The 26,273-nt window shown below is 41.6% G+C and carries 22 protein-coding genes and 2 tRNA genes; 14 read left to right on the top strand and 10 right to left on the bottom strand.

Annotation, left to right across the window (positions count from 1 at the left end):
- The first annotated feature begins 161 nt into the window (after positions 1–161).
- From QUD05_RS05735 to QUD05_RS05710, 6 genes are all read left to right on the top strand, one after another.
- Complete coding sequence (locus QUD05_RS05735) at positions 162–332, top strand: CAB/ELIP/HLIP family chlorophyll-binding protein (RefSeq protein ID WP_099099534.1); 171 nt, start codon at positions 162–164, stop codon at positions 330–332.
- Between the two features lie 365 nt (positions 333–697).
- Positions 698–991 carry a hypothetical protein gene (locus QUD05_RS05730; protein ID WP_289795243.1) on the top strand — a complete coding sequence of 98 codons (294 nt, stop codon included), beginning with the start codon at positions 698–700 and terminating at the stop codon, positions 989–991.
- Positions 992–1,129: 138 nt separating this feature from the next.
- Entirely contained in the window at positions 1,130–2,143 is a 1,014-nt protein-coding gene (locus QUD05_RS05725) for a WD40 repeat domain-containing protein (protein ID WP_502911427.1), read from the top strand.
- Positions 2,144–2,849: 706 nt separating this feature from the next.
- On the top strand, positions 2,850–3,902 hold the full coding sequence (locus tag QUD05_RS05720; RefSeq protein ID WP_289795241.1) for a permease: 1,053 nt from the start codon (positions 2,850–2,852) through the stop codon (positions 3,900–3,902).
- Positions 3,903–3,965: 63 nt separating this feature from the next.
- Entirely contained in the window at positions 3,966–4,739 is a 774-nt protein-coding gene (locus tag QUD05_RS05715; protein ID WP_289795240.1) for a TIGR03943 family putative permease subunit, read from the top strand.
- A 52-nt stretch (positions 4,740–4,791) separates the two neighbouring features.
- Positions 4,792–6,288 (top strand): Ig-like domain-containing domain, encoded by a 1,497-nt coding sequence (locus QUD05_RS05710; RefSeq protein WP_289795239.1) that lies wholly within the window; start codon positions 4,792–4,794, stop codon positions 6,286–6,288.
- A 296-nt stretch (positions 6,289–6,584) separates the two neighbouring features.
- Here QUD05_RS05710 and QUD05_RS05705 read toward each other — a convergent pair whose 3' ends face one another.
- The 3 genes from QUD05_RS05705 to QUD05_RS05695 form a co-directional block, all read right to left on the bottom strand.
- Positions 6,585–7,376 (bottom strand): sulfite exporter TauE/SafE family protein, encoded by a 792-nt coding sequence (locus tag QUD05_RS05705; protein ID WP_289795238.1) that lies wholly within the window; start codon positions 7,374–7,376, stop codon positions 6,585–6,587.
- A 35-nt stretch (positions 7,377–7,411) separates the two neighbouring features.
- Positions 7,412–8,698 (bottom strand): sulfite oxidase, encoded by a 1,287-nt coding sequence (locus QUD05_RS05700; RefSeq protein WP_289795237.1) that lies wholly within the window; start codon positions 8,696–8,698, stop codon positions 7,412–7,414.
- A 129-nt stretch (positions 8,699–8,827) separates the two neighbouring features.
- Positions 8,828–10,282 carry an aminotransferase class V-fold PLP-dependent enzyme gene (locus QUD05_RS05695; RefSeq protein WP_289795236.1) on the bottom strand — a complete coding sequence of 485 codons (1,455 nt, stop codon included), beginning with the start codon at positions 10,280–10,282 and terminating at the stop codon, positions 8,828–8,830.
- A gap of 1,015 nt (positions 10,283–11,297) precedes the next feature.
- On the opposite strand from QUD05_RS05695, the gene QUD05_RS05690 reads away from it, so the two are divergent.
- On the top strand, positions 11,298–12,824 hold the full coding sequence (locus QUD05_RS05690) for a hypothetical protein (RefSeq protein WP_289795235.1): 1,527 nt from the start codon (positions 11,298–11,300) through the stop codon (positions 12,822–12,824).
- Between the two features lie 52 nt (positions 12,825–12,876).
- Here the strand turns inward: QUD05_RS05690 and QUD05_RS05685 are convergent, their stop codons facing one another.
- Positions 12,877–15,036: an NAD(P)/FAD-dependent oxidoreductase gene (locus QUD05_RS05685; protein ID WP_289795234.1), complete on the bottom strand. Its 2,160-nt coding sequence runs from the start codon at positions 15,034–15,036 to the stop codon at positions 12,877–12,879.
- Between the two features lie 160 nt (positions 15,037–15,196).
- Between QUD05_RS05685 and QUD05_RS05680 the strand changes: the two genes are divergently transcribed.
- From QUD05_RS05680 to QUD05_RS05655, 6 genes are all read left to right on the top strand, one after another.
- The gene (locus tag QUD05_RS05680; protein ID WP_094349603.1) at positions 15,197–15,430 is read left to right on the top strand and encodes a hypothetical protein; all 234 of its coding nucleotides are present in this window, start codon (positions 15,197–15,199) and stop codon (positions 15,428–15,430) included.
- Between the two features lie 469 nt (positions 15,431–15,899).
- Positions 15,900–17,039, top strand: coding sequence for a glycolate oxidase (locus QUD05_RS05675; protein ID WP_289795233.1), 1,140 nt, complete (start codon positions 15,900–15,902; stop codon positions 17,037–17,039).
- A 91-nt stretch (positions 17,040–17,130) separates the two neighbouring features.
- A tRNA-Leu gene (locus QUD05_RS05670) sits at positions 17,131–17,214 on the top strand.
- Between the two features lie 33 nt (positions 17,215–17,247).
- The gene (locus tag QUD05_RS05665) at positions 17,248–17,499 is read left to right on the top strand and encodes a hypothetical protein (RefSeq protein WP_289795232.1); all 252 of its coding nucleotides are present in this window, start codon (positions 17,248–17,250) and stop codon (positions 17,497–17,499) included.
- A 484-nt stretch (positions 17,500–17,983) separates the two neighbouring features.
- Complete coding sequence (locus tag QUD05_RS05660) at positions 17,984–18,781, top strand: WecB/TagA/CpsF family glycosyltransferase (protein ID WP_289795231.1); 798 nt, start codon at positions 17,984–17,986, stop codon at positions 18,779–18,781.
- A 252-nt stretch (positions 18,782–19,033) separates the two neighbouring features.
- Positions 19,034–19,105, top strand: a tRNA-Gln gene (locus QUD05_RS05655).
- 89 nt (positions 19,106–19,194) lie between these two features.
- Here QUD05_RS05655 and QUD05_RS05650 read toward each other — a convergent pair.
- From QUD05_RS05650 to QUD05_RS05640, 3 genes are all read right to left on the bottom strand, one after another.
- Positions 19,195–19,674: a hypothetical protein gene (locus tag QUD05_RS05650; protein ID WP_289795230.1), complete on the bottom strand. Its 480-nt coding sequence runs from the start codon at positions 19,672–19,674 to the stop codon at positions 19,195–19,197.
- Between the two features lie 164 nt (positions 19,675–19,838).
- Entirely contained in the window at positions 19,839–20,135 is a 297-nt protein-coding gene (locus QUD05_RS05645) for an arginase family protein (protein ID WP_289795229.1), read from the bottom strand.
- Positions 20,132–20,332, bottom strand: a complete 201-nt coding sequence (locus QUD05_RS05640) for a hypothetical protein (RefSeq protein ID WP_289795228.1) — start codon at positions 20,330–20,332, stop codon at positions 20,132–20,134. Before QUD05_RS05640 ends, QUD05_RS05645 begins: the two co-directional genes overlap by 4 nt.
- Positions 20,333–20,385: 53 nt before the next feature.
- On the opposite strand from QUD05_RS05640, the gene QUD05_RS05635 reads away from it, so the two are divergent.
- Entirely contained in the window at positions 20,386–21,684 is a 1,299-nt protein-coding gene (locus tag QUD05_RS05635; RefSeq protein WP_289795227.1) for a hypothetical protein, read from the top strand.
- Positions 21,685–21,757: 73 nt separating this feature from the next.
- Here QUD05_RS05635 and QUD05_RS05630 read toward each other — a convergent pair whose 3' ends face one another.
- The 3 genes from QUD05_RS05630 to QUD05_RS05620 all read right to left on the bottom strand — a co-directional run bounded on the left by QUD05_RS05630 (position 21,758) and on the right by QUD05_RS05620 (position 26,166).
- A complete protein-coding gene (locus tag QUD05_RS05630) occupies positions 21,758–22,903 on the bottom strand; it encodes a SpoIID/LytB domain-containing protein (RefSeq protein WP_289795226.1) in 1,146 nt (381 codons plus the stop codon).
- Between the two features lie 311 nt (positions 22,904–23,214).
- Positions 23,215–23,652, bottom strand: coding sequence for a hypothetical protein (locus QUD05_RS05625; protein ID WP_289795225.1), 438 nt, complete (start codon positions 23,650–23,652; stop codon positions 23,215–23,217).
- Between the two features lie 321 nt (positions 23,653–23,973).
- A complete protein-coding gene (locus tag QUD05_RS05620) occupies positions 23,974–26,166 on the bottom strand; it encodes a GumC family protein (protein WP_289795224.1) in 2,193 nt (730 codons plus the stop codon).
- Positions 26,167–26,273: the final 107 nt, after the last annotated feature.

The raw sequence follows: 26,273 nt of genomic DNA, 5'->3' as shown, positions 1-26,273 counted from the left end.
TGTCATCTGAAAACTTCAAAGTCTCTCTCTTAGAAGGAGAGAGATTTAGAGAGGGGTTTTCCAGACACCATGAAAAGCAAGTAGCGATTATCCCCACTTTCTGTGACTTCTACCAGAAGTCTGATATCAAGTCCCGTTTGCCAAAAAAAGGTTTCNNNAAAATGACACAAACACAACCAACAATTACACCGAAACTAGAAGAGCCTAAATTTGGCTTTAACGAATACGCCGAACGCTTGAATGGTCGAGCTGCAATGATTGGCTTTGGTTTGATGCTGGTGATTGAATACGTCACCAATCAAGGGGTGCTATCATGGCTGGGTCTGAAGTAGTGCCATCAACAAGCACGATCTTGAAGTTGTAAGCTAGTAATTAAAAGAGTTACAACCAGCTGGAACAACCAGTTGGTTTTGACTTCAATAATTTATAGTGGAGTACTTCGCCCTAGATACATTAATTAGACTTATTCATAAATAACTGCCATAGAATGTAAGCAAGAGAGGAATCGAAATACCTATTAGTGATTGAAATATCATAGACTTGCAACTAATATGTGCAAGGCGATTAATGAGTAAATTTCCTCCCCCTACTAAAAAAATCATAAATTAGTGTCTGCCTTAAATGAGAAAGGCAAATTATGGGTGAGGTATTCTTGGTAAATATACACAAAAGGTGAACTGGAACCAACCAAGCTGTGATGAATGCTGTATTACCTCGTTTTTTGAAGTCAACCTACCGAAAAGACCCACTAATCAGTGTACTGATGACGATGGGCGTTATGGATGCCCTGATTGGCGGATTGAATGATAGCTGGTCGTTGTTTGCTTTTGGTTTGGGAACGGCAGGGATAGCGCTAGGCTTTAAGTTGTGGCGTTTTCAGCAACGTCGTCCTTTACCAGAAGAGCCTGTAGTGCAACATTATTTGCCCTCTCGTTCTTCTAGTGCGCCTTTACCAATGTTAAGCGTTTCTAAGAAAAAACCACCTCTTTAGGATATGCAGAGTTATGACTTAAAATAACTCTGCAAAATTTATTGGGTTTAACTGTATCTGTAAAAGTGAGGAAAAAGAGTGAGTAGTGAGGGAAGAGGTGGCGGTAATTTTCTGCGACCGTATATTATCCTGGCATTTATGGCAGCTGTTGCCCTTCCAGTGAGTACCTGGGAAGGGTTTTATATTCATCAAGCTCATGCTGCCATTGAAGAAGTAACGCCAAGNCTCCCCCCAGTTAACACTAACTTTGCTAATGCTCAACTAATTTACACACTCAAAGGGCATAACGGAACTGTTAAATCCCTCGCTTTCAGTCCAGATAGCAGAATGCTTGTGAGTGGAGGTGCAGAAAACGAGGGTGTCATTCGCTTGTGGAATTTAGCAAAGGGCAAAAAATTAGCGACTATTAACAAAGCACACAAAGCAGCTGTAGAATCTTTAGTGATTTCACCAGATGGGCAAACCCTCGCTAGCTGTAGTGATGACAATACGATTAACCTCTGGAGCCTGAAAAATTTTAAATTTAGCCGCTCTTTTGTCGGACATACCAGTAACGTCTTATCTTTAGCGGTATCTCCTGATAGTAAAGTTCTTGTCAGTGGAGCTTTGGATGGGATTCGTCTCTGGGATTTGCTACAGCAGCGCCCTCTAGGAACTATAGTACGCTTTGATAATTTGATTTATACTCTGGCTATTAGTCCTGATGGACAGACCTTGGCTAGTGGTGATAATAAGGGTGTAATCAAGCTGTGGAATTTGAGTACTGGTAAATTAATCAGTGAATTGGTAGCTCATTCTAGTGCTGTTAGCGATGTGATTTTTACACCAGATGGACAAACATTAGTTAGTGCTAGCCACGATCGCACCATAAAATTGTGGAATATTAATACTGGAGAATTAGTCCGCACCCTTACAGGACATAATAACTGGGTAAATGCGATCGCTCTTAATCCCGATGGACAAACCCTTGCTAGTGCTGGTAGAGATGGGATTAAATTGTGGGATTTAACTACAGGGGAGTTAATAAATACACTAAGTGGACATACAGACTGGGTAAGTGCGATCGCTTTTAGTCCAAATGGTAAAGTTCTTGCCAGTGGTGGATTCGATCGACTAATCAAGATTTGGGGGATTCCAACAAAACGAAAGTAACTGCGATCGGGCAAAATAATCGTGAAAGAATAGACTATATCCCCGACTTCTTTTAAGAAATCGGGGATATCATTTTGACGCTCCTTTTAAGGCTTTGTGACTTGCCATAGCTCAAATTCTCACGTCATATAGAAAGTCAGGCTATCGCTAACACCGAAAAATTCCCCAATCATTTCCCGTATCTGCTAAACTTTGGTCTTGCCTTTTTAGAGTTTTTGTAGTAAAAAATCAACCAAAGCTCAGATCAAATTTTGCTATAACTAGTCAAAATCAATGATGGTAACAACCAATAGTGATGTCTACGATGGTCACTGAGCTTGCCGAAGTGCGGGCTACGCCTACCAAAATCTTGAAGAACTGTGAATACTTGATGAAAATACAGCCGAACTAATATCTTATCCAGCAAATTACTGTAAGTATAAACATAGGTAATTTCAAATTAATCTGTGCAGTTACTTGCCCTCTAGATAGGAACAATTTCTGAACTTAGACAATCTTAGAAATGGTCATCGTCAGTAAATGCACTCAGTTAAAAGTCACAAACTCGTGTGAAGCCAAGGTTTGTAGTGCTTAACCGCTATTTTTAAGATAGGATAACTTGCTACTTAAATTATGTTTAATTTTCCCGAACTGCTTTTGATCCCCATTTCGATAGAATGACTAGGCAGAACCCTAAAACTAAAAACCGCTTTTGACTGCGACGCACATGAATCAACTGAACAATGGTTTTACGCTATTTTTAAGTCTGCTAGTCGAGGCGATGCCTTTTTTGCTTCTTGGGGTTTTATTCTCCAGTTTGCTGCTATTTTTTGTTGATGAGCGCAAACTAGTAGAAAAAATGCCCAAAAACCCGCTGTTGGGTGCTTTAGTTGGCAGCATGATCGGCTTTTTGTTTCCGGTGTGTGAGTGCGGGAATGTACCGGTAGCGCGGCGATTCCTGATTCAAGGAGTACCCACACCAGTCGCAATTGGTTTTTTGCTAGCAGCACCAACAATTAACCCAGTTGTAATTTGGGCCACTTGGACAGCATTTCGAGATCAGCCAGAAATAGTAGTCTTACGAGTCGTATTTTCCCTAACAATTGCCACAATTATCGGGTTTGTTTTCAGTTTTCAAAAGGACTTAAATCCCATAGTCCAACCTGCGATCGCTCGTTATATGAAGTTTAATCCACCCGCGCAACCCCAAACCAAACGCCGTGGTAAGCCTTATCAAGGACAACAAGAAGAAACAGTACCGAATCTGTTGCAATCCGGGACTTATATCTTAGGAGGAAAAGCAGGTATCCCTCTACGGATAGATCCTAATTTAGCACCGCCTACCTCAGTCTCTACTGCTGATAAACCACTGGCAGCTAAACTGCGCCTAGTTGTGGATAATAGCATCCAAGAATTGCGAGAATTGGGCGGAGTGATGATTTTAGGAAGTGCGATCGCTGCTGCTATTCAAGTCCTAGCTCCCCGTGAATTAATTCTCAGTTTGGGTGCTGTGCCCATTAGCTCAATTGTGGTCATGTTGATATTAGCAGTAGTGGTATCAATTTGTTCTACAGTCGATTCTTTCTTTGCCTTATCTTTTGCCTCAACCTTTAGCAGCGGTTCATTGCTGGCATTTCTGGTGTTTGGCCCAATGATTGACATCAAAAGCGTTGGTTTGATGTTATCTATTTTTAAACCCAAAACTATCTTTTACTTGTTTGCGTTAGCAGCACAGTTGACATTTCTGTTCACTCTTTTTCTGAATTTACACGTCTTTTAAAAAAATATTTGTCATTTGTCCTTTGTTAATGACCAATGACTAATGACCAATGACTAATGACCAATGGCTAACAAAAATCCCAAATCTAAAATCCCAAATCTGTTACTCCCTTGGCTGGATGCCCTAGCAATTACTGCTTGGGGTATTTTGATGTTGAGATATTGGCTAACTAACAAGCTGAACCTGTTGATTCACCCAAATTACTTTTGGTTGGTGATTGTGTGTGGTATCAGCTTCATCATTATTGGTTTGTTCAAGATGCAGGAACTTTGGCAACGGCGTCGCCGTGATCTTATGCCAAACACCCAGCATATTAGTTTATTTCCCCCTGGTTGGGGGAGTGGTTTATTGTTGACTACAGCAATTCTAGGTTTTATCATTACACCGCAAGTTTTTGCTAGTGACAAAGCACTCCAAAGGGGTGTGACGACTGATTTATTGGGAAGCACACGTGTCAAACCCCAAGCCTTTCGGGTTACTGTTCGTCCAGAAGAGCGATCGCTTGTAGACTGGGTACGCACTGTAAATGTCTATCCAGAACCAGACGCATATACAGGACAAAAAGTCAAGGTGCAGGGATTTGTGATCCACCCGCCCGATATAGGAAAAGAATATTTGTTTTTAGCACGATTTGTCTTAACTTGCTGTGCAGCAGATGCTTACCCTGTGGGATTGCCCGTTAAACTACAAAATAATCAAGAGCGTTACTCTCCTGATACCTGGCTAGAAGTAGAAGGACAAATGGTGACAGAAAATTTGGCAGGTAAACGCCAACTTACCATTGCCGCTACCTCTTTTAAAAAGATTCCTCAACCGGAGAATCCTTATAGTTATTAGTTATTTGTTGATGACAAATGACAAATGACAAATAACAAATGACAAATGACAAATGACTAAATCTAAAGCATTCCAACCACTGGATCGTATAGCGATCGCACTAATGCTACTGCTGAGTGTGCTGATTGGGTTAATCATTTTGCAAGGTGATGTGGTAACTGCTCGTGTCCGGGAATTTACCTGGCAAAATCAACAAATTGGGGCAGAAGATAATTCCTTCACCCTCACCTTCAGCCGCCCAATGGAAGCAAAAAGCGTCGAGGATAACTTGAAAATTGAGCCACCCCTAGCAGGTAAATTCAGTTGGGCAGGGCGGCGGATGGTTTATACACTGGTGACACCAGCACCTTATGGCACAAATTATAAAGTGCAGTTACAAGGAGCTAAAGATAAGTTTGCGGAGCAAGAAGGTAAAAATCGGCTGATACAGCCCTTTACAGGTAGCTTCCGTACACGCGATCGCGTCATCCTTTATATCGGAACCGACAAAGAAGAACAGGGACGCTTAGTTCTTTACAACTTAACCCAAGAGCAAAAAAGGGTACTTACCCCTAAAGACCTGATAGTAATCGACTTTGAGTCATTTCCTGATGGGGAGAAAATTTTATTTTCTGCTCGCGCCGCAAACAATCAAGACTTACTTTCAGCCCAACTGTATACGGTGACAACTGGCGTTTCTGCTAAATCTGGACAAAAAGCAGAACCAGAAGGCAAAGTTGACCTGACTTTAGATAGTAAAGATTATCAAAACCTGAAATTTGACTTATCACCTGATGGGCAAACTATTGTCATCCAGCGGGGAAATAAAAATAATCCTGGCGATTTTGGGCTATGGTTTATGCCAGCAACCAGTGATGGTTCAGCAGAAAAAACCACCCCGAAACGTCTAAAAAGCCAGCCGGGAGGAGACTTTATGGTGACACCAGATAGTAAAGCCGTAGCAGTTGCTCAAGGACAGGGAGCAGCAATTTTACCACTGCAAGGTGATGCCAGTAAACCTTTGGATTTTCTGCCACAGTTTGGTTTAGTACAGGCTTTCTCCAAAGACGGCTCTCAAGCCGCGATGGTAAAGTTTAATACAGATTACACGCGAGATTTGTTTTTGGTAACAAACCAAGGTGTGCAGAAACAGCTATTAAAAACAACAGGTTCAATTCTCAGTTGCCAATTTGACATCGCCTCACCCACCCTCTACTGTTTGTTAACACAGCTAGTATCCAAGGAACAATACATAGAACAGCCCTATGTGGTGGCAATTGATTTGAAAACTGGGCAACAGAAACCATTGTTAGTACTGCCTCCTGCTCAACGGAATGTGCAAATGAGTTTATCTGCTGATGGTTTGGGCTTGTTATTTGACCAAGTAGTACCGCAGACAAATCCCCCAGCATCATTACCCACAAACACTTTGAAAACTGATGATGGAGATGCGATCGATACCAGTAGCCTGTGGTTAATGCCTCTGTTGCCCATCGCTGATGCTGCAACTGTTGAAATTAGACCAGAACAACTGCCCTTAGCTGGGTTTCATCCCCGGTGGCTACCTTGAGCGAATAATTCGTAATTCGTAATTCGTAATTGTGATTAGCAATAACTGTAGGGTGGACACTACTACAAACATCAAATTTAGGTTGCCTCGTTCTCACCAATGGACTAGGAATAACCCTCATTGAGGCTCCGCTCCGGCTTCCTGACTTTGGTAGTAGCACAATGAGTAACATTTCCAGCCTATGGCTGGAAACAAGATTTGAAAATCGTTTTAGCTTAAGTGAACACCTACGATCATTGCTATTTCACTACAAGGTATGTGGTGAAAATAAATTAAACCTGCTGTAATTATACGAATTACGAATTAATAATGATTTGTTGATAATTTATCCAAGCTTCCCAAAAAATATAAATTGATAGTATTCCTAAGAAAATACGAAGCACTAAACTCACAGTATAATCTGGTAGTTTTGGCAATGTGCGAGTACTCATTTGAACGCCTAAAAGACCGCCACATCCCAGAACTATACCTTGAGTAAACAGAATATTTCCTTCTAATGTATGTCCTGTACAAGCAGCTAAAGCAGTGATGACAATCACGCCCAAACTAGTCTGAATTGCTACTTTAATTTCTTCTCCCAGTAATAACATTTGCAGCGGAACCATAATCGTACCGCCACCTAAGCCGAATAAACCTGCTAAAATTCCTGCTGCTCCCCCAGTGCCAATTTTAGAAACTAATGGGTTAAATACTCGGACTGTATCTTCTTTTTCCTGGAATGACAGTTGCTTGCGAAGCTCAATCAGATAGATATTAGCAAGTAGTATGATGCCAAATGTAAAGAGTATTATATAAGATGGAATTTTATTGGCGAAATATACACCTATTCCAGTAGTTAGAAAAGCTGGAATTCCTAAATATATTACTCGTTTAAAGTCAAAGTAGCCCATCCACCAATTCTGCAAACTTCCAGAAATTGAAGTAATCACAATAGCAAGGCTACTAGTAGCGATCGCCTGAACGGGAGTATAACCTAGTGTGACTAAAAGAGGAATTGTGATAATACCGCCACCTATTCCTAAAAGTCCAGCTATGACTCCAGATATTAAACCCCCACTCACTAAAATTAACCAACTAAAATCAATCATAAATAATTCTTTTTCTAAAGACTGACTTGGTGTGATTAACCTTGTACTGTCACCGGATGGCTAACAACACCTCCGTAAAGCAATCCAGAGTCATTCCACGGAACTGTACTCGGTTGTGTATTACCTAAATTGTCAGTAGCACGAGCCTGGAGAAAATATTCCCCAGGAAGTGGATTCCATTCAATGTCCCAGCGTACCCACGCAAATGGAAAATTTGGTTCTCTCAGTCGTGCAAATTGCCAAGTTTTACCGCCATCTAGGCTGACTTCTACACGGACAATCTTTCCTTTCCCAGACCAAGAACGTCCGCGTAGTAAGTGGGTTTTAGCCGAAAGCGTAGCTGGCCAAGCCAACTCGAAAGCGCTCTTAACATTTTGATAGGTAATCAGTTTACCTTTATAGGGTGCGATCGCTGGGTAGTCTGCACCAACCAGCACCATCTGCTCTGTCACCCACTGGGTATATATCGGTGTTTCAGAAACTTCAATCCGCTCAATCCATTTAACGTTGGCGTTTCCTCCCCAACCAGGGAATAACACACGGCACGGCTGACCATGATCTGGAGGTAATGGTTCTCCATTCATGGCGTAGACGACGAGCGAGTTATCTGCTAATGCTTTGCTAATTGGAACTACACTGCTGAACTTGGATTTATTTGTTTCCTTTGAGTCCAACGAATCCACATCTGCACCCTCAACGAGTACATCTTTTGCTGTGGATTTCAGTCCAGATCGTTCTAATAACATACCAAGTGGTACACCAGTCCACTCAGCCACACCAATAGCCCCAAGTCTCCACCGTGTTCCAGGGAGTGGTGTGTTGTAAGCTTCTTCAAAGAAGCGCCGACCGTTAGCAGCACACTCAATAGCGCAAGTGACTGAGATGGATGGCATGGCGATGATTTCATCGTAAGTAAACTCGCAGGGGGCAGAAACGCCAGTTCCATGAATTTGCAAACGCCATGTAGATGGTTCAAAGGTCGGCGGTGCGCTGCGGTTGTGAACATAGAACCAATCATTTGGTACTAAATAGCCACGCCCATACATCGCTTCCCAGTTCATCTCTAATGTGCCTTTGCTATGAGAGATGTACCCTGGTGGTAATGGCTTAAGTATTTTGCTGCCTTTAGTTTTAATAGCTGTCTGACTCTGAGCAGGTGCAGGTTTAGCTAACCCTGCAATGGCTGTGCCACCAACCATAGTGGCAAGTATTTTCAGAAAGCGCTGGCGCGAAATACCCGCATCTGTACTTTTTTGCCAGATGCACTCATCAACCCGTGCCTGTAGATAATCTTCCTGGTCAAAGAGGTTTTTATCACTCAAGCTATTACCCCCTTTTAATTCGTAATTCGTAATTAAGAATATAGAGAATGAAGGAGTAGGGGAGAAGTTGCAGTAAGTCTTTCCCCTCTGCGCCTCTGCCCCTCTGCTTCTTCCAATGCTCTGAAAAAACTAGCTGTTTATCGCTGTCCAAACACCAGTTATCTGATCTTGGGTATAGTGTGGCAAATAGTGAGCCAATCCGTTTTTAGCTATTTGAGCGATCGCATTTATAAAGCGATCGCAATCTTCTAATGTATTATATACAGCAAAACTGGCTCGGATAATACTAGGAATATTACGTGTAATTCCTCTATCTACTTCCTCAGCAATCTCATAGTCTTTCTCGTCTGAAACATTCTTGAGTTTGCGAATATATTCATAAGTGCAGAAAGCCCCAGCCCGAACGCCAATACCGTATTCTTGTGCCAAAATTTCTGCTACTAAGCGTCCATCAAATCCATCAATATCGAAGGGAATAACATGGGCTAAGTTATCTCCGGGGATATGTATTTTGACACCAGAAATCAGCCCAAGCCGTGTATATGTAAATTCAACTAGAGAGTGTTCATACTGAGCAATGCGATCGCGCCCCACTTCTTCGATAATTTCAATCGCCTTGGCAATGGCGATCGCACCCATTGCATTTGGTGTTCCGGGGTCATGGGCCCGTTCTGTATAAAAACGCTTAATCTCTAGGTTTCTGGTGATATAAGGCAGGTTTCCACCCCCAATTTGATAAGGGTAGGAACTATCAAAAAATTCCTTTGGCCCCAGCAAAACCCCGGTTCCATAAGGGGCATACATCTTGTGTCCAGAGAAAGCCACAAAATCTAAATGACATGGGTCATCATCAGCACGCATATCAACTCGTTCATGCTGAATTAACTGACACACGTCGGCAAATATCTTCGCACCATACCGATGTGCTAAAGCTGCAATTTCGTAAATTGGGGGTCTGTAACCTGTAATTGTCGAAGCACCTGTAATAGTTACTAACTTAATTTGCTCGGCTTCGGGGAGATTTTGGTGTGCTTTAAAAATATCTTCAATTTCTGCGACATTTACACTTCCATCGGGCTGGGTTCTGTACTGCACAACTTCGTCTCTAGTAACCCAAGGCAGCAGGTTAGATGAATGCTCAATATCAGAAACTAAGATTTTCCCAGGTTTTTTTGCCCACAGTGTGGCGGCTCCGTTAATTGCTTCTGTTGTATTCTTCGCAAAGATGACATAGTTGTCTGAAGATGACCCTACAAAGTCCCGAATCACGTTCCGACTAGCGTCATATTCTCGTGTAGTGATGATGGATTTTTGCCCAGAACCTCGATGTACACTGCCATAGGTGTCAAGCATTTCGTCCACGTATTGCTTCAGGGTTGCAAATGGTGTGGTTGTAGCTCCATTATCCAAGTTGACGTACTTGACATAGTTTCCGTTAAGAGTTTTCACCTTGAAAGATAGAGACTCATCTGTAAATAACGGTCTGATTTCTTTGTCCCAAAAGCTGTCACAATTTTCTACAAGCAGCGGCAATTTAGCAGTCTCTTGCTTGATATTTACACCCATTCCAAGTACATCAGTCATCTTTAGCACCCCTATTTGAAATTTTGATTTTTTTGAAAAAGCCTAACTGCCACAGCACTTTATTTCGCGCTACAACCAGATGAATTGCCAGTAATTATGGTCTTTATAATTACTTCATTTCTAATAGAAAACGCGGTTATTACGATTATTCTTTAATAAAATAATTAAAATGAGTATCCGTAGTAATGCTCAAATTCAATATTTTTATTGTAAATTAATATACAGTGTAAATAATATTTCTAAGTAGTAAAGTATACTTTAAACGATTTTATTCCAGTCATTAAACAAACTTGACGTATTGAAGATAAGTCGATCTAAAAGCTTATAACCAATAAAACCTGCAATTGCTTACTGGCAATGTATTTATCGAGAAAAAAGCCCTAACTAAGTTGAGATTACTCTTTAAAAAAGTTTTATATTTTACTTAGACGACTTGTTACGTCTTTGTTAAGACTTTATAAGTATTTACTCGCGTATTTCGGGATCTCTTAACATTGCAGTTATAGCGAAAGCTCTTAGTTGTTTGCTGACATTAAATAGCGATCGCTTAAAATTACAGAATTATCATTGAACAGTAGATACTTGTACGGATATCTATATTTAAGTACTAAATAAGGTATTACAAAATGTATTTCAGGAGACAATCATAATTTATCTCTTAAGACAGATGCGATTATAAAAAATAAAGTATAAGGTTAGGCAGTTTTTTCATGTCAAAAACTTCCTCAGCTAGCCAATACAGTTTAATTTTTAATGTATCGGGTTTCTCCTCCCTCCCACCTATCCTCGAAGGCGGCCAGAGTTCCCCTTATACCTCTTCTTGACGGGGCAGAGCATCATAGTGTTATAACGGCATCAGTCTAGATACAAAATGGGGAACACCAATTGATAATTAATTGCTGGTGCTTGGAGAGAGTTAAACTTAGCTTCTAGAGCAAACCCTGATTAGACACAGTTTATAAGCAATGCTAATGCCAGCGCTGCTGAATATTTTTAAGCAGGTGAGTCAAGAGTGATGAATGAAGCTGACACCTCAAACAAGGGGGTTGTGATGGAATCCCTAAATTCTGCTAATTCGCCACAATCAGAACAGGCGAGTTGTCCCTTTTACTCAGTTGTGCCTAATGACAATATGACAGTTAAAAAACTGCCACTCCTCATGCCAGCTGAAGATAGACAATTTTCACAAGATACCACCCAGCAGGACTGGGTTGCAGAGCCTGAAAGCGGCAAACAAGCACTTATTGACTCGGAATTTCAGAACCTGCTGGCATTGAACGAAGAATTACGTGCGGCTAACAATAATTTGTATGCACAAGTGGAGCAGCTAAAAGACAACCTAGCTGAGTCAGAAAAGGTTTTGCAGTGGCAGAAAACGCGTTCTAGCGTTAGTGAGTCGATGCTCAACCAACACACTCAGGAACTAGCTGCGGCTCAAGAACAGATAAAATCTTTATTTCAACAATTAGAAACTGCTGTACAAACTGTTCAACGTCAGGAAATTTTCACTGATACTTATAAAGCACAGCTACAAATTAGCCAACAACGCCTGGCCCAGTTAGAGCGAGAATGTACGTTGCTACACACTAATAACAACGAACAATCTCAGCAGTTATTGCAATCAGAAAATGTTTGTCGGGAGTTACGTACAAGACTGATGCGACAACAACGCCAGACGCTGCAATTCAAAGCAGCTTTGGAAAAATGTCTAGATACATCGGTTCCTAGCTATGACTCCTTAGAGGATGCTGCAAAACATCCTAAAGACATAACTAGTAGCCAAGGAAGATTTTCTAGAAAAGCTCGGTCTTTATTTCCTAACGCACAGCCAATTCAACCTTGGTCAGCAGAAGAAGAATCCTTGAGTAACGATCTAGATAATTCTTGGGGTGAACCTTCAGCACCAATCCCCTTCCAAAGAAATGAAGCCTCTGCGACGCCGCCATCATCTCCTTGGAACTGGACAGTTAAGAAAGACACGCCAACACCAACACAACCTGCGCCATCTGCACAAGTTGATGATTCTCCAGAAACAACGGAAGCGGTTTCACCTTCGGGTTCATCAAATTTAGATCAGCAATTAGATAGTCTAATTCAAATGTTTTTCACCTCCCAGCCTGCATCTACATCACCACCACCTGCTGCGAAAACGGATGTTAGTGATGTTCCTATTTGGGAGACTTTAGCAACAATCTTAGAAGACGATGAGGAACTAGAAAATCCACAGGAGGAAGATTTGGAGGCAGAAATTAATCCTCCTGCAACTACCTCTACCTCTTGGACGACGGATTCTGTGCTTTCACCAGCCAATAACTTACTGCTTTCCTCTAATCCATCTCAAACCGAAACGCCTGTTGGAGAAACTGAAGACTACTGGTCAGAAGTTTCACAATTGTCAGCAAGTGATTTGTCCTCAGAGTCATTAGGTGATAGCACCAATGATGACAATTCACCTTCACCAGTAGTTTATCCCCAGCGTCCACCCAAGGGGCGTAAGTCATTGGCATCTGTAGAACTGCCGAATTTTCGCCCCAAGAGTTAGGAATTAGTTGTCATTAGTCATTTGTCTAATACTAATGACTAATGACTCATGACTAATTCAGAATCCTTGCTTCTGACTTCGGAATTATGGCTTCTGGGTTGCTTTTTGCTACCTGACTTGGCGATCGCGGTTTGCCTGTGGCGATCGCATAATTAATCGCCAATAGCCACAGCCACAAGCCTGGATTCCGGGGTTCTAGCCAAAAACCTACCCGGTTTAAGAAGTGCGGGAACCACGGACTTAATAAAGCACTAACTAGGGCATGACGACCAAAGTTGAAATAACTACCAAGCCATCTGAGCAAATCCCTGGGCCCAGCAAGTTCCCAAATCCATAAAAGCAAGGCAGGATTTTTTCTAGCGGCTTTGAGTGCTAGGCGGTTAAAGGTTAACCAATCACACCGATCTTTGATAAAGTTATCTGCTACCTCTGGCGGTTCGTCTGCTAACAGCCCAAAGAAGGTGTTGAGCATAGAGTTAATCCGCTGGGGTGGTAAAAATTTCCCTGTGGGAACCATCATCCCTTTGGAAAATAGCCAAGTCACGGAAACGTTGCTTTGGTAGGCGCGAATTTGGTTCAGGTGGCGGAAACTCAACAAGTCATGTTTGAGGGCAGTATCCAACAGCGTTGTTAAGCGCTCTAAGTTGCGAACTAGGGAACCAAAACCTGTGAAAACGAGGGGAGACTGGAGTGATGCTGCATCACCGATCGCAATCAATCGATCAAAGGCAACTGTGCGATCGCGACTTCCTACACTAAAATGCCCTGGTATATACCCAAATGTCGGCTTCTTCCACACCAATTTGTCCATATCGCACCTGCGATACTCTGGCAAAATTGTGAAAAAGTCCTCGTACATCTCCAGCAAGGAACCAGGATTTTCAGCATTGACTTCGTGGTAATGAAATAAATAAATCGTCAGTTCATCATCAGCTGCGGGAAACAATTCCCAAATCAACTGCCTTCCCCGCGAAATATCTCCATGACTGTAAAGAACGTCCCCATATTGGGAATCCCATACTCCCGGCTCAAATCCGCTCTCAATTGCCGCTCCCACTGTCGGACAGACACTATCAAAGGCACGACCACCATTTAATTGCCAAGCAATGGGTGACGCAGTTCCCATTGCATCTATTAGCAGTCGTCCACTTACTTGCTTCTCAATTTGACTGGGCAAGTGCTTGACTTGCAAAACTACCTGTGATATATCAATATCTGCACGGATAAATTCTGTTTCATCCCAAATTTCACCGCCTGCCGCTTGCAGTTTTTGCCCACACATTTGGAGCCATTTTTCGGAATCTAAACCTAAATTTAGGACTGTGGGTGTGTGGAGGACGGGCGATCGCAGTTTGGCTGGATTATTAGCATCAAAAAACTTATTGAATCCATCTTTGTATTCCCTGGCAATGATGGTTTCTAACTCAGCGGGGGTGACTAAACCCAAGTTAACCAAGCTTTGAATCTCGTCGCGCGAAATATTCCATTCTCGGTTCATCCGCCCAAAGGGCATTCGTTCCACTAGCAAGACTTTATATCCGAGTTTTGCCATCAGTGCCGCATGGATTGCACCGAGTGCGCCACCGACATAGATAATGTCGTACTGAGTATGGGACACAAGGGGCAGAGAGGAAAGCCTTCCTGCTACTTCTCCTCGGTCACTGAGCGAAGCCTCTCGTAGAGAAGTGCTGCTCCCTGGCGAAAACACCACTTGACGAGGCTGCTGCGGATTCCGCACCCCTTCGCGCCATCGTTTTTCCCACCAATAGGCACGAGTTAGGTCATATTCACCGTTGGGCATTTTCTGAAAATACTTGACGGTAAGGGGGTAAGTCGAGCCTAGTGCGTCAAATATTGATTGCTGGGATAAATCAATTGTTGGCGGTTCTGGGTAATGATGCGGAAAACGGCTTCTAATTTCCTTGGTCAACCGTTGCAGAATTTTTCCTTCACCGGGAAAGGGTTTTTCTGCCCAGCGAAACACTTTCAGATAGGTAGTTCGTTGCACCGACCAGACAAATACCGAAAGTTCTGTAGGCAAGTTTTCGGAAAGACTCACTCCAGTATGTGTAGTAGCACTGGGTATTTGAAGGCGAAAACCTTCCGAGGTAAGTACTTTTTCTCCATTTCCAGGTTCAAAATCTGTTTGTAACCAACTACGCACAGTTTCTGTTTCTGGAGTTGGAACTTCTAAATAAAGGATTTCTTTCATGTTTTCCTGACATCTCCCATCAATCTACTCACTAAGACAGATTTTCTTAAGGCACAAAGTAGGGTAAACTCCGCCCTATTAGTTTCATAAAGATTCAGTGAAGAAATTTTAAGAGTTTGTCAAATTTATTGTTCATTTTGTATTTCTGTAAACCCACGCCATGAATTATCCCATTCCAGACAGTCCCCAAGAAATTATTGCCCTGCGACAACAACCGATTGATGAAGAACTAGTTGCCAGTGCGATCGCTGGAGTAATTAAAATTGTCCGCGCTCAGGGTCAATCTTTGGAAGAATTGACCGCTCAGTTGTTAGCAGACGATCCACTGCTGGATCAGCAACAACGTCGCTGGTTAAGCCAATTAGTTGCCCAATCCTGGGAAAAGTTCTCCTAAAACCTTGCATAACGATGAAGTTTTAGTCGCAGCATTAGATTTCTAGGTCTGTACCTAAATGTTGGCGAACGCATTTCCGGTATAGGAGTAATAAGAATGGTCAGTATGGGATTGGCAATTGGGTTGATATTTTTGCGTTCATGGCACAGAAGCCATTAAATTAACCATATCAGCGTTTTACGTTGCTTATGAATTTTACAACGTTCTGCAACAGAAAGACCTCTGGCGCAAAGCAGAGGTCTTTTTTTTGGGAGCAATCTTCATGCTGTTTGAACAACGCCTCGGCGCATAATTTTATTGAGCGATCGCTAACTAGGTGAGGATAAATTAATACAAATGTACTATCAAAATAAATATATTTGAAAGCCTTGAAAATGAATAATCGTAGTCAGCGACTCTAGCCTTTTAAAATCTTATGCAGAGCGATAAATCGCTCACTACGAACAAAAGTTTTATTTTAGATTTAATTATGTCTACCTACTTATCCACTGACGATCACTTTCAACCCATCAATCTTTTTGAGTACGAAAAGCTAGCAAAAGAATATCTGTCTCAAACGACACTTGATTACTACAGTAGTGGTGCTTGGGACGAAATCACATTGCGAGATAATCGTGCTGCCTTTGAACGAGTCAAGCTGCGACCTCGGATATTAGTCGATGTAAGCGATCGCAATCTAAGTACCTCCATTTTAGGACAACCCCTGCAACTACCTTTGTTAATTGCACCGATGGCTTTTCAATGTCTAGCCCATCCAGACGGAGAAGTTGCCACGGCTTTAGCTGCTGCATCAGCTGGTGTGGGTATGGTGTTAAGTACAATGGCCACAAAAAGCATTGAAGAAGTGGCGACTGCATGTAATCAGTTTCCAGATTCTCTGCGGTGGTTCCAGCTTTACATCCATAAAGACCGGGGATTAACTCGTGCTTTGGTAGAAAAAGCCTATACAGCAGGCTACAAAGCACTTTGTCTAACTGTAGATGCACCCGTTCTCGGACAGCGTGAGAGAGATAGACGTAATGAGTTTGCCTTACCCCAAGATTTACATCTGGCTAATCTTGCTAGTATCTCAGGACTAGATATTTCCCATGAAAAAGGCGAATCTGGTTTATTTACCTACTTTGCCCAACAACTAAACCCAGCAGTTACTTGGGACGATTTGGAATGGTTGCAGTCTTTATCTCCACTACCTTTAATTATCAAAGGAGTTTTACGCCCAGATGATGCTGTGCAGGCTGTAGAATATGGAGCTAAAGCAATTGTTGTTTCTAATCATGGTGGCAGACAACTCGATGGTGCGATCGCTTCTTTAGATGCCCTAGCTGAAATAGTAGCCGCAGTGGACGGTAAAGTAGAAGTAGTGTTGGATGGAGGCATTCGTAGAGGCACAGACATTCTCAAAGCTCTGGCATTAGGGGCAAAAGCAGTACTAATCGGACGACCTATTTTGTGGGGACTAGCGGTAGCAGGACAAATCGGCGTATCTCATGTCATCTCACTGTTGCAAGATGAGTTAAATGTGGCAATGGCACTTAGCGGCTGTGCCAAAATACAAGATATTGACCCTAGTTTATTGACCCTGCCACACTTTAAGCCGGAAAATTCTTAGAAATGTTATTCCAGCAAAACTTTCAGAAATAATTTTCAGACTTGTCACAAAATCTCTTAATTTAGAGTATACTAGTTAAGGTTAGATACAAGGGCGGGTGGCGGAATTGGTAGACGCACCACACTCAAAATGTGGCGGCCTTACGGTCATAGGAGTTCGATTCTCCTCCTGCCCACTACCAAACAAGTGCTAAAGAGGTGAAAAACTTATGCGCCTGAAAAGATGGGAATCTCCCCGTAAAGAAGGCAGAAATGATAAAGGTAGAGGCGGTTCTGCTAGGAAGCGTCAACTGAAAAAACAAAGGCAAATGTTACGCCAAAGACTTAAAGAAAATAACAAGCCAGACAATAACAAAAACTATAGAGCAGGGAAAGATAAATTTATCTTTCCCTTATTTTTTGGGCTTTTATTTCAGAAAAAAATAAAATTTAGAGATTTTTCAATACAGAGACTAAATTAAATCTGTAATAAATTTGGAAATTATAAGAAAAAATTATTATTTATTAAAATATACTAATTTTAATTCAACCTCTTAAGCGCATATTTACGTATAATATCTGCATATTAAGTGGCTATTATTTTGCATTTCTACTTAAGCAATTAAGTAGTATATACTACTGGATATACAGCTTCTCTCTAGGAATTTATCGCAATTATAATGCTTGGATGAACTAACCAAAAAATAATTATGAAGGAAGTATGAATTTTGTCAAGCAATGTCTAAAATCCTTAACATAAAACAGTAAGCTAGGACACAGCAGTAAATAATTCTAGTATTACCGATTAAGCCAAAAGTATACTAAAAAGGCAATTGCACCTCCATGTGTTAACTTCCAACAATGACACAAGCCTACAAAAAGTCAGGAGTCATCAATCCGAATATTAAGTCATTGGGATTGGTCTAGGTAATCTATGAATTGTTTTCTTGGATACAGGAGTTATTGATGGTGGCGAGAGTGCTTCTACCTACTAAAAAAGTGCTTGATTTTCCTATTACTGCTTTACGGTTTGACGACCAGATACAAACAATAGTGAAGTGGGCGAGTAGGCGTGAGAGTAAAACTGTATATGTAGCCAATGTACACATGCTCATTGAAGCCCATTGGAATCCAGAGTTTGCCACCATATTGCGAAATGCAGATATAGTTACTCCTGATGGTATGCCTCTGGTGTGGATGATGCGAAAAATGGGAGCGCTTTACCAAGACCGCGTGGCAGGGATGGATATTTTTCTCGCATTGTGTCAGCTAACTCAAACACAAAATCTGAGCATCTTCTTTGTAGGTTCCCAAACGGAAATTCTGTCTAGGATGCAAAACAGGTTAGAGAAGGAATTTCCGCAGATAAAGATTGCGGCAATGGAACCTCTACCCTTTCGCCCCCTAACTGAAATTGAAGACGAAGCCTTGGTTCAAAAGATTAATTCTAGTGGTGCTAGCGCTGTCTTAGTGTCACTGGGATGTCCCAAACAAGAAAATTGGATAGCTCAACACAAGGGCAAAATACAAGCTGTAATGATTGGACTGGGTGGAGTTTTCCCAGTTTATGCCGGAATTCATAAGCGCGCACCCCGCATAATTCGAGACTTAGGACTTGAATGGCTATATCGATGGATTCAAGAACCGCGCCGACTTTGCGGCCGCTATGCGAAGACTATTCCACTCTTTATATGGCTGGCTACTAAGCAACTACTATCATCAAGTCGGATTGCAGGGGTCTTCCTTCACGAGACTGGAGACTAAAGAAAAAGAAGTAGATGAGACTGACTCTAAGGCGTCGATCATCAAGTAAAGCAGATTTGAGATGCGAAGGAAAGAATTTTATGCCTTAAGCATGAAGACTGAAGGTTTCAACCTCAAAATGATAAAAGATTCTAAGTTTAAGGATTCTGAGCCATTAATGTCCTGCTGTAAAAACCCATTATCTGAAATCAACTATTAAAGTACTTGACATTAACCCAGGAATAAGTGTTATATTAGTCATAGTGAAATTGTTGGGGCGTCGCCAAGTGGTAAGGCAGCGGGTTTTGGTCTCGCCATCCCTGGGTTCGAATCCTAGCGCCCCAGTTAATCTGAAGACAGGTTATTATGCCTGTCTTTTAGAGTATTTAATTGCATTTTTCAGATGTGTCTCAATGCATCTAGTTCTGTAAATGTTACTTATCAGGGGATTTGAGAGCTTGATCTAGAGTCTGCCTAGCTAGTTCTGCTTTAGACCGCGCTTCTTGGTAACGCACATTAGCTTGAGCAAAATTTTTGAGAACTTTAAAACCTTCCTTGAGTCGAGTAATTTCCTCTTCAGTCACGGAGTCATCAGTAAACAAAATATCAACAGCTTTGCGAATTTCCAACGCTTCAGCTCGTGACTCCTGAACTTTCAGCTTGAGCGTAGCCAGGTTACTCAGAATCTGGACAGCTTGGGTAATACTATCCTCACCACTAGCAGTATCAATATTTGACTCTTTTACCTCAATTAATTGTTGAGGGCCAAATCCTTCTTCCAGTTCTGTGGGTAACTTACCTGCATCCATCAGTTCCATTAGCTGATCCATTGCTTTATCACGGGCTTTGGCTGAATCTTTTCCAGAAACGGTAAGGATAATTTCTGGGCTTTGAGCGAGAGTGTATTGAACCATATTTGAGCAGAAAATTTGCTGATTTTAACCAAGCTGAGGCAAGTAATTATATCATTTTGCGTGTCAGTCATTTGTCGGTTTATGGACTTTAGTATTGGTTTACCAAATTCATGTAAAGATTTCGTTAATGAACAGCAACTACCTACAGCAGCATTAGCTACTATTCAAACGTTTTCAAAACCTTTAACGAGTTGCCGAGCATTTTCCCGTAAGGCTTCAACGAAATATCCACCCTCTTGCACAAATAGTGTTGGTAGATTCAGAGAGCGAATCATTCTACCGATTTTATAGTAAGAATTAGACTCCAGCGCAAAGCAACCCAGGGGATCAGATTTAAAGGTATCGAAACCTGTCGCCACTACCAAAGCTTCAGCCTTAAACGATAATACCCTGCTGACAGATTTTTCTAGAGCTTTTAGATAAAAAGCCTCATTGCTTCCTTTTGGCAGTGGAATATTCAAGTTATATCCTTCGCCATCGCCTGAGCCACATTCGTTTTCACATCGGGGTGTTCAACGAAGCGTCCTCTTTGAAGAAATTGCGAAGGGCCTTGAGCTTCAAAGTATGGACTGACAATGGCTTTCATATAGATAAAATAGTAAGAATTTCTATTTTTAATGATTTCATGCTTTATTCCTACCCCTGCTAAGTCGCTCAAAATAAAACTTTATACTTAAGAAAAGGAATAATTTTCAATAGGAGGGGAGAGCAATGGCTCCCAGTCCCACCATCATGCAGGCTGTGGAACAACTGGGCTACCGTGTCACCGTTGGTGATGTGGCAACTCAGGCAGGATTGAACGTCGCTGAAGCTAATCAAAGCTTGTTAGCCCTGGCATCTGATGCTGGCGGACATTTACAGGTAGCGGATTCAGGTGATATAGTTTTCCTTTTTCCACAAAATTTTCGAGCAATTTTGCGTAATAAATACTTCCGGCTACGATTGCAGGAATGGTGGAAAAAAGTCTGGAGTGTTCTGTTTTACCTGATTCGCATTTCTTTTGGAATTTTCTTAACTGTTTCCATCGCTCTGATAACTGTTACCATCTTCATGATCATTACTGCTGCCAATTCAGATCGTGACGGCGACAATCAGGGCAGTAATTCCGGCGGTGGGGGCTTCTTCTATTTTCCAAATTTATTTTGGTATCTTAGCCCAAATTATGACACCCACTACCAGGAAACGCGACGTGGAAGCCGGGAAGAAAGCAATCTGAATTTCTTTGAAGCTGTATTTTCGTTTTTGTTTGGCGATGGTAATCCGAACGCCAACTTAGAAGAACGTCGCTGGCAAGAAATTGCTACGGTGATTCGGAGTAACCGTGGTGCAGTTGTAGCAGAACAAATTGCCCCATATTTGGATGACATAGGTGAGGGATACACAAGAGAGTACGAAGATTATATGCTGCCCGTTCTGACGCGGTTTAATGGGCAACCGGGAGTAAGTCCAGAAGGGCAAATTGTTTATTATTTCCCAGAGTTACAGGTGAGTGCAGTTAAAAAGCGCCGTTATGCAATATCAGATCACTTAGAGGAATTTCCCTGGCGTTTTAGTGCCGCAAGTTCTGGGCAGATTATGCTGAGTGCTGGGTTAGGTGTATTAAATTTTGTTGGTGCTTTGGTACTGGGAAGGTTGTTAAGTGATGGAACTGTTGCCATCCAATTAGGCGGACTGGTAGCTTTTGTACAAGGAATTTATTGGCTGCTATTGGCTTACGGAGCAGGTTTTTTAGGTATACCATTATTACGTTATTTCTGGATTCAGTGGCGTAATCGCAAAATAGGCGATCGCAACCGCGATCGCCTTTCCAGAGCAAGGCTATTGGCAAGTCCTGACACACTTTTGCAACAAAAAATCAACTATGCTCAACAATTTGCAACAGAAAAAGTCATTGGCAACGAAGATTTAGTGTATTCTAGCGAAACTGACTTACTCGACCAAGAAGTTGAACGTTCTGCACAAATTGACGCTGAATGGCAACGGCGCTTGGAACGGGGGAGTGGGGAATAGGAAGCAGAGGGGCAAGGGAGCAGGGGGAGAAGAATTAATAATCAGTCCCCAATGCTAAATGCCCAATCTCTGATTACTTCGCCTGAATTGGTGTTAGAGCTACACCTTGATAATAATGTCCCAAAATTTGCAGGTGGTTTACTCCTTGCCGAGCCAGATTGTACGCCCCCCACTGACTCATGCCTAAACCATGACCATAGCCAAGCCCTTGCAGTACAAAACTACCATCAGCCCCCTTGGTGACGCTAAATTTGGTACTTTTTAACTTGAGGGCTGTTCGCACTTTCTCGCCTTCTAGCAACTTCGTGCCCTTGTTGCCGACAATTTTTAAAACTTTAACACTGCGGAAAGGTGAGTATGTCTCTGGAATCATCGCCGTCACACTGCCCACCTCAGGAAATTTAGCGCTAATTTCACTGGGTGAGAACGTTTTCACCCAATTACACTCGCGGATATTTTGATCGTAGTCTTGAACAGCACGTAGGTAAGGGAGGGTATTTCCCCAAACATCTTCTACGTTTTCAGTGTGTCCTCCAGAACAAGCATGAAAGACTGAGAGAATAATCCGATTTTTATAAGTTAGCACCTGTCCCAAAGTAGAATCCACTGCGGCGTAAGTCGCAGGAGATTCACTGATGACACCTTTGTAAATTTGCCAGCGATCGGGGGTATTGCCTAAATCGTAAACGGGATTATTTCGTTGTTTTTCTCGTTCGTAGAGGGCGTAAGTGCGGGCTGCGATCGCTTGGGCTTTTAGTGCTTCTTGAGGCCAGCTAGCATTCATTTCGCCACCAAGAACGCTGTAGAGATATTCTTGATCGTCAACCCAGTTAACAGCCGTTAAGCCTTTTTCTGTGGGGACAACCAGAGTTCTGCCTCGATACCAGCGATCGCCAATATAAACAAATCCTTTACCAGTTGGCTCAATCCAAAATAAACCAGACTGCCACTTATCTAAAGCAACTCCGCCAGGAACGGCTTGGGCATAATATGCACTCATTGCTGGCAACTGTCCAAGAGTCCGGCCAGTACTATCCTTAACGATCCCAGTGGTGGAACTGCCCACTTTTACCTGATTAACGCCCCTCTCAATTGCCACGCGCAGGATTACAGACGCTTGGGCTGGGGCAACCAAAGCTATCCACAAAAAGATACTTAACCACCAATGACGTACTTTAATCTGGGAAAATAAAGAGCCTAAGTAAAGTTGGAATTTCATACCGATCATCTAATCACACTAGTATCTAATTGACGCTCTTAACTATGGCGTCTACTACTTTAAGATGAGACAGTTCTCCAACGCGGGAGGTTGCCACCTCCTACTAATTATGCATTTTACTTTAGCTATCAGGTAGAAATCAGGTGAAGGAGGCAGGGGGAGAATTTCTCTCCTCTACTTGTTTCCAATGCCCAATGCCACTAGCTTTTTTTCTTGTTAGGCATTGCATTAACACCTGCTAAATTAATTGAGTGAAAGCGGAGCAATGGACAGTATAAAATTCTCATAATTGAGATTAAGTGTAAGATAAATTACCTTATCATCTTCTTCGCTACTTCATTTAAGCCACCTTCTTTAACACAGGTTGCACCGAGATTTTCTGTGTAAGCAGCATAGTCATTGTAATGTTGTCTCTTAATTAACATGACGTTATTATCGTTCCATTTGCCTTTAATTTGGCTGATTTTAAATGTTTTAGGATTAAGAAAATGGTTCAGGTTTCCGCTTAGTTTTCCCCACCAGTAAGAGGCCCCAACCATTCGCGTATCAGTAAACTTAACATTAGACATTTTAACGACTGAATTAGTCTTAGTGTTAAAAGAACATGCAGTATTAGTCTTATTATCCAGTACGATGATCAAATTGTTATTGCTCTCGAAGAATGACAAGTCGTCATTTGTGCTGCTAGCTACAGCAGTTAGGGGCAATAAAAGTACCAAAATATTAAAAGTTACAAATAGTTTTTTCACTAGCTTTGTTTAAATGTGTTAAACAGTTTACTATCTCAGTCGTCCATAGCACATCAGTATATTTATTTACTTACTTTATATCCAGAATAGTAGCCTGAATATTGCTAACTGCCAGTCAAAAAAGCTCTGACTGACCTCTTTATCTTAAATATGAGCAGATGCAATCACTAAGTGATGGCGCAAGCACCCACCGAAAGCGATCGCATTGCTCAAATATATTCCGATTCGGTTGAAGATAGAGTCAAAAATCTGTTGCGGTAATTGGGTAAAGTGAATCGTCCAAATCTTACTGCTGTGGAAGAGAAACTTTTCTTCTTCAATTTACGATGCCAATACCTTTTGAGAATTACTCACCTCATTAGCAATAATTCCAATTAAATTCAACTTACTCAAAATTTCTGTTGCTTGAGTCAGTTCAGTTCGAGTCACTTTTCCCATGCGCTCTACCATGACAATACCACTGCAAAAAGATGCCACAATCCTGGCATCAACCGTGCCTAAAATAGATGGAGCGTCTATTAGTACTAGGTCATAATTTTGCTCAAACACCTCTATTAGTTCTTTCATCCGTCGAGAACTGAGCAACTTCACTGTGTCTTCTGGTTCTGGGCCAGCAGTCAAAATATCAATGGAGGGATGAATGGGCTGGATGTAATCTTGAAAATGAGTAGTTGTCTCATCAACTAATAACAGAGAGAGTCCCCAGTCATTGGATAGTTCCAAGATTTTGTGTAGGCTAGGATTATGTAGATTAGCATCAATTACCAATACCCGTCTATGCATTCGGGCAGCGCTAGCTACAAGCCCTAATACTAAGGTTGTCTTTCCTTCCCCTGGTAGTGCTGAAGTAAACATCAGCGACTTGAATGGTAAGGGATATTTTAATATTTGAATATTTTGGTAGATCATGTCCAAAGTTTCATGGACTGGCAATTTGTTGCTGGCTTCTATTACAGAAGAATGTGAGCTTCCTCGGTTGTTCCAAGGCAGCCCCATCTGCCGTTTTTTGACACCACATGTCGGTAGTTTTGGTACCGATCCCAATACACGTAGGTTCGTCAGTTTCTTTAAATCTCCGGCACAATAAATAGCGTCATTAAACTTTTCCCAAATCAGAGATGCTAAGATACCTAAAATCGGCCCAATGACTGCTCCTCCAACCAAAAATAATAATCTGTTGTTACCCATATAAATACCGGGAGAAGGTTCTGCCAAAACTTGCCAGTTATATCCTTCCTGAGCAATTTTCAGCCCTAATGACTGTTGCGCCTGTATTAGTTGTTCAAGATTTTTGCGACTAGTTTCTACCTTTGGCAGCAGACGATTATATTCTGCTATTAAACTTGGGTATTTGTTTATCTCGGAGCGTAGTTGCTGTTCTGACTCGACGAGATTTTTTTCATTGGCAGTTAGTCCTAAAACACTTGTCTGTACTAAAACAAACTCATCTACTAACGTTGGATCGACCCCTAACACTTGTCCTTTGAATAAAGGCTTCTCCTGACTAGTATTAGTAATAGTTTTCACCTCTTCTCGTAAGAGGGAAAGTTGACTTTGGCGTTGCTGTTTTAATTTTTGTACCGATGGATAATCATCTGTATAGCGGAGCCGCTCTTTAGCCAATGCTAATTCAGTCTTTTGAATTTCACTTAATAACGCTTGATAGCGGCTTGACTGATTTAAACGAGAAGAAAGTAGTGTATTCTGCTGGGACGAAGATGCTATTAGTTGCTCTAGATTATCGTAGCGAGCGTTTAAATCTTGAAGGTTGGCACGAGTGGTTTGTAATTGTTGTTGAATATCGGCTAGAGATTCTAGCAGAATTTTACTTTGGACTTCTGGATCGAGTAATTTATGCTTTTTGCGAAACTGTTCTAAGTTTTTCTCAGCTTTACTTACCTCTTTTTTTATCTCAGGTAAACGAGTATTTACAAAAGCTAATCCCTGATTCAGACGTTCTTTTTGCTGCTGTTTGTTGTAGTTTTGATAGACTTTCTGTAGCGCTTGAAGTACTCTTTGTGCTTTGACTGGATCGTCATCATGAAAAGAAACTTTAAATGCCTGATTAAAAACTTTATTTGCTCCTATGCCTCCTGCTTCTGGAGTGACTTCTAAAGGTGCTTTTTTGTTATGTTCTTTTTGACCATTGATATCTTGTAAAGTAAGATCGGGATAATCGGAATGGAGTAAATCTACAGCTTTCTGAAGCAACTTAGAACTCAGCATGAGTTTCATCTGAGTAGTGGAATCAACAACTTGAGAATTTGAATCAATAACCTGAGTATTTGACTGTGCCCCTTCAGATAAATTGGAATTCACCAATATCTGCATATTGCTCTGGTAAGTAGGTTTGGCATTGATAGCCAAGAGGCTAGCAACTGACATAACGACACAGGAAACTCCAAAGATCAGAAAGCGTCGGCGAAGCAAAATAGTAGATAGTTGTCTGATGTCAACTGCGCCTTGTGCTGAAGTAGTAACCTGTTGCTCTTGATTCAGACTAGTCTTAGCCACTATTAAACTCCTCTAATATCGAAACACTATATTTATTTGGAAGATTTATGATAAATATGAAATGATTTTTTTTACACCTAATAGCTGCGATCGCATACTTAATTCTT

The sequence above is a fragment of the Nostoc sp. GT001 genome, assembly GCF_030382115.1.
GTDB lineage: Bacteria > Cyanobacteriota > Cyanobacteriia > Cyanobacteriales > Nostocaceae > Nostoc.
Note: the sequence above shows the minus strand (reverse complement) of the source record. Positions and strands in the feature narration are given on the sequence as shown.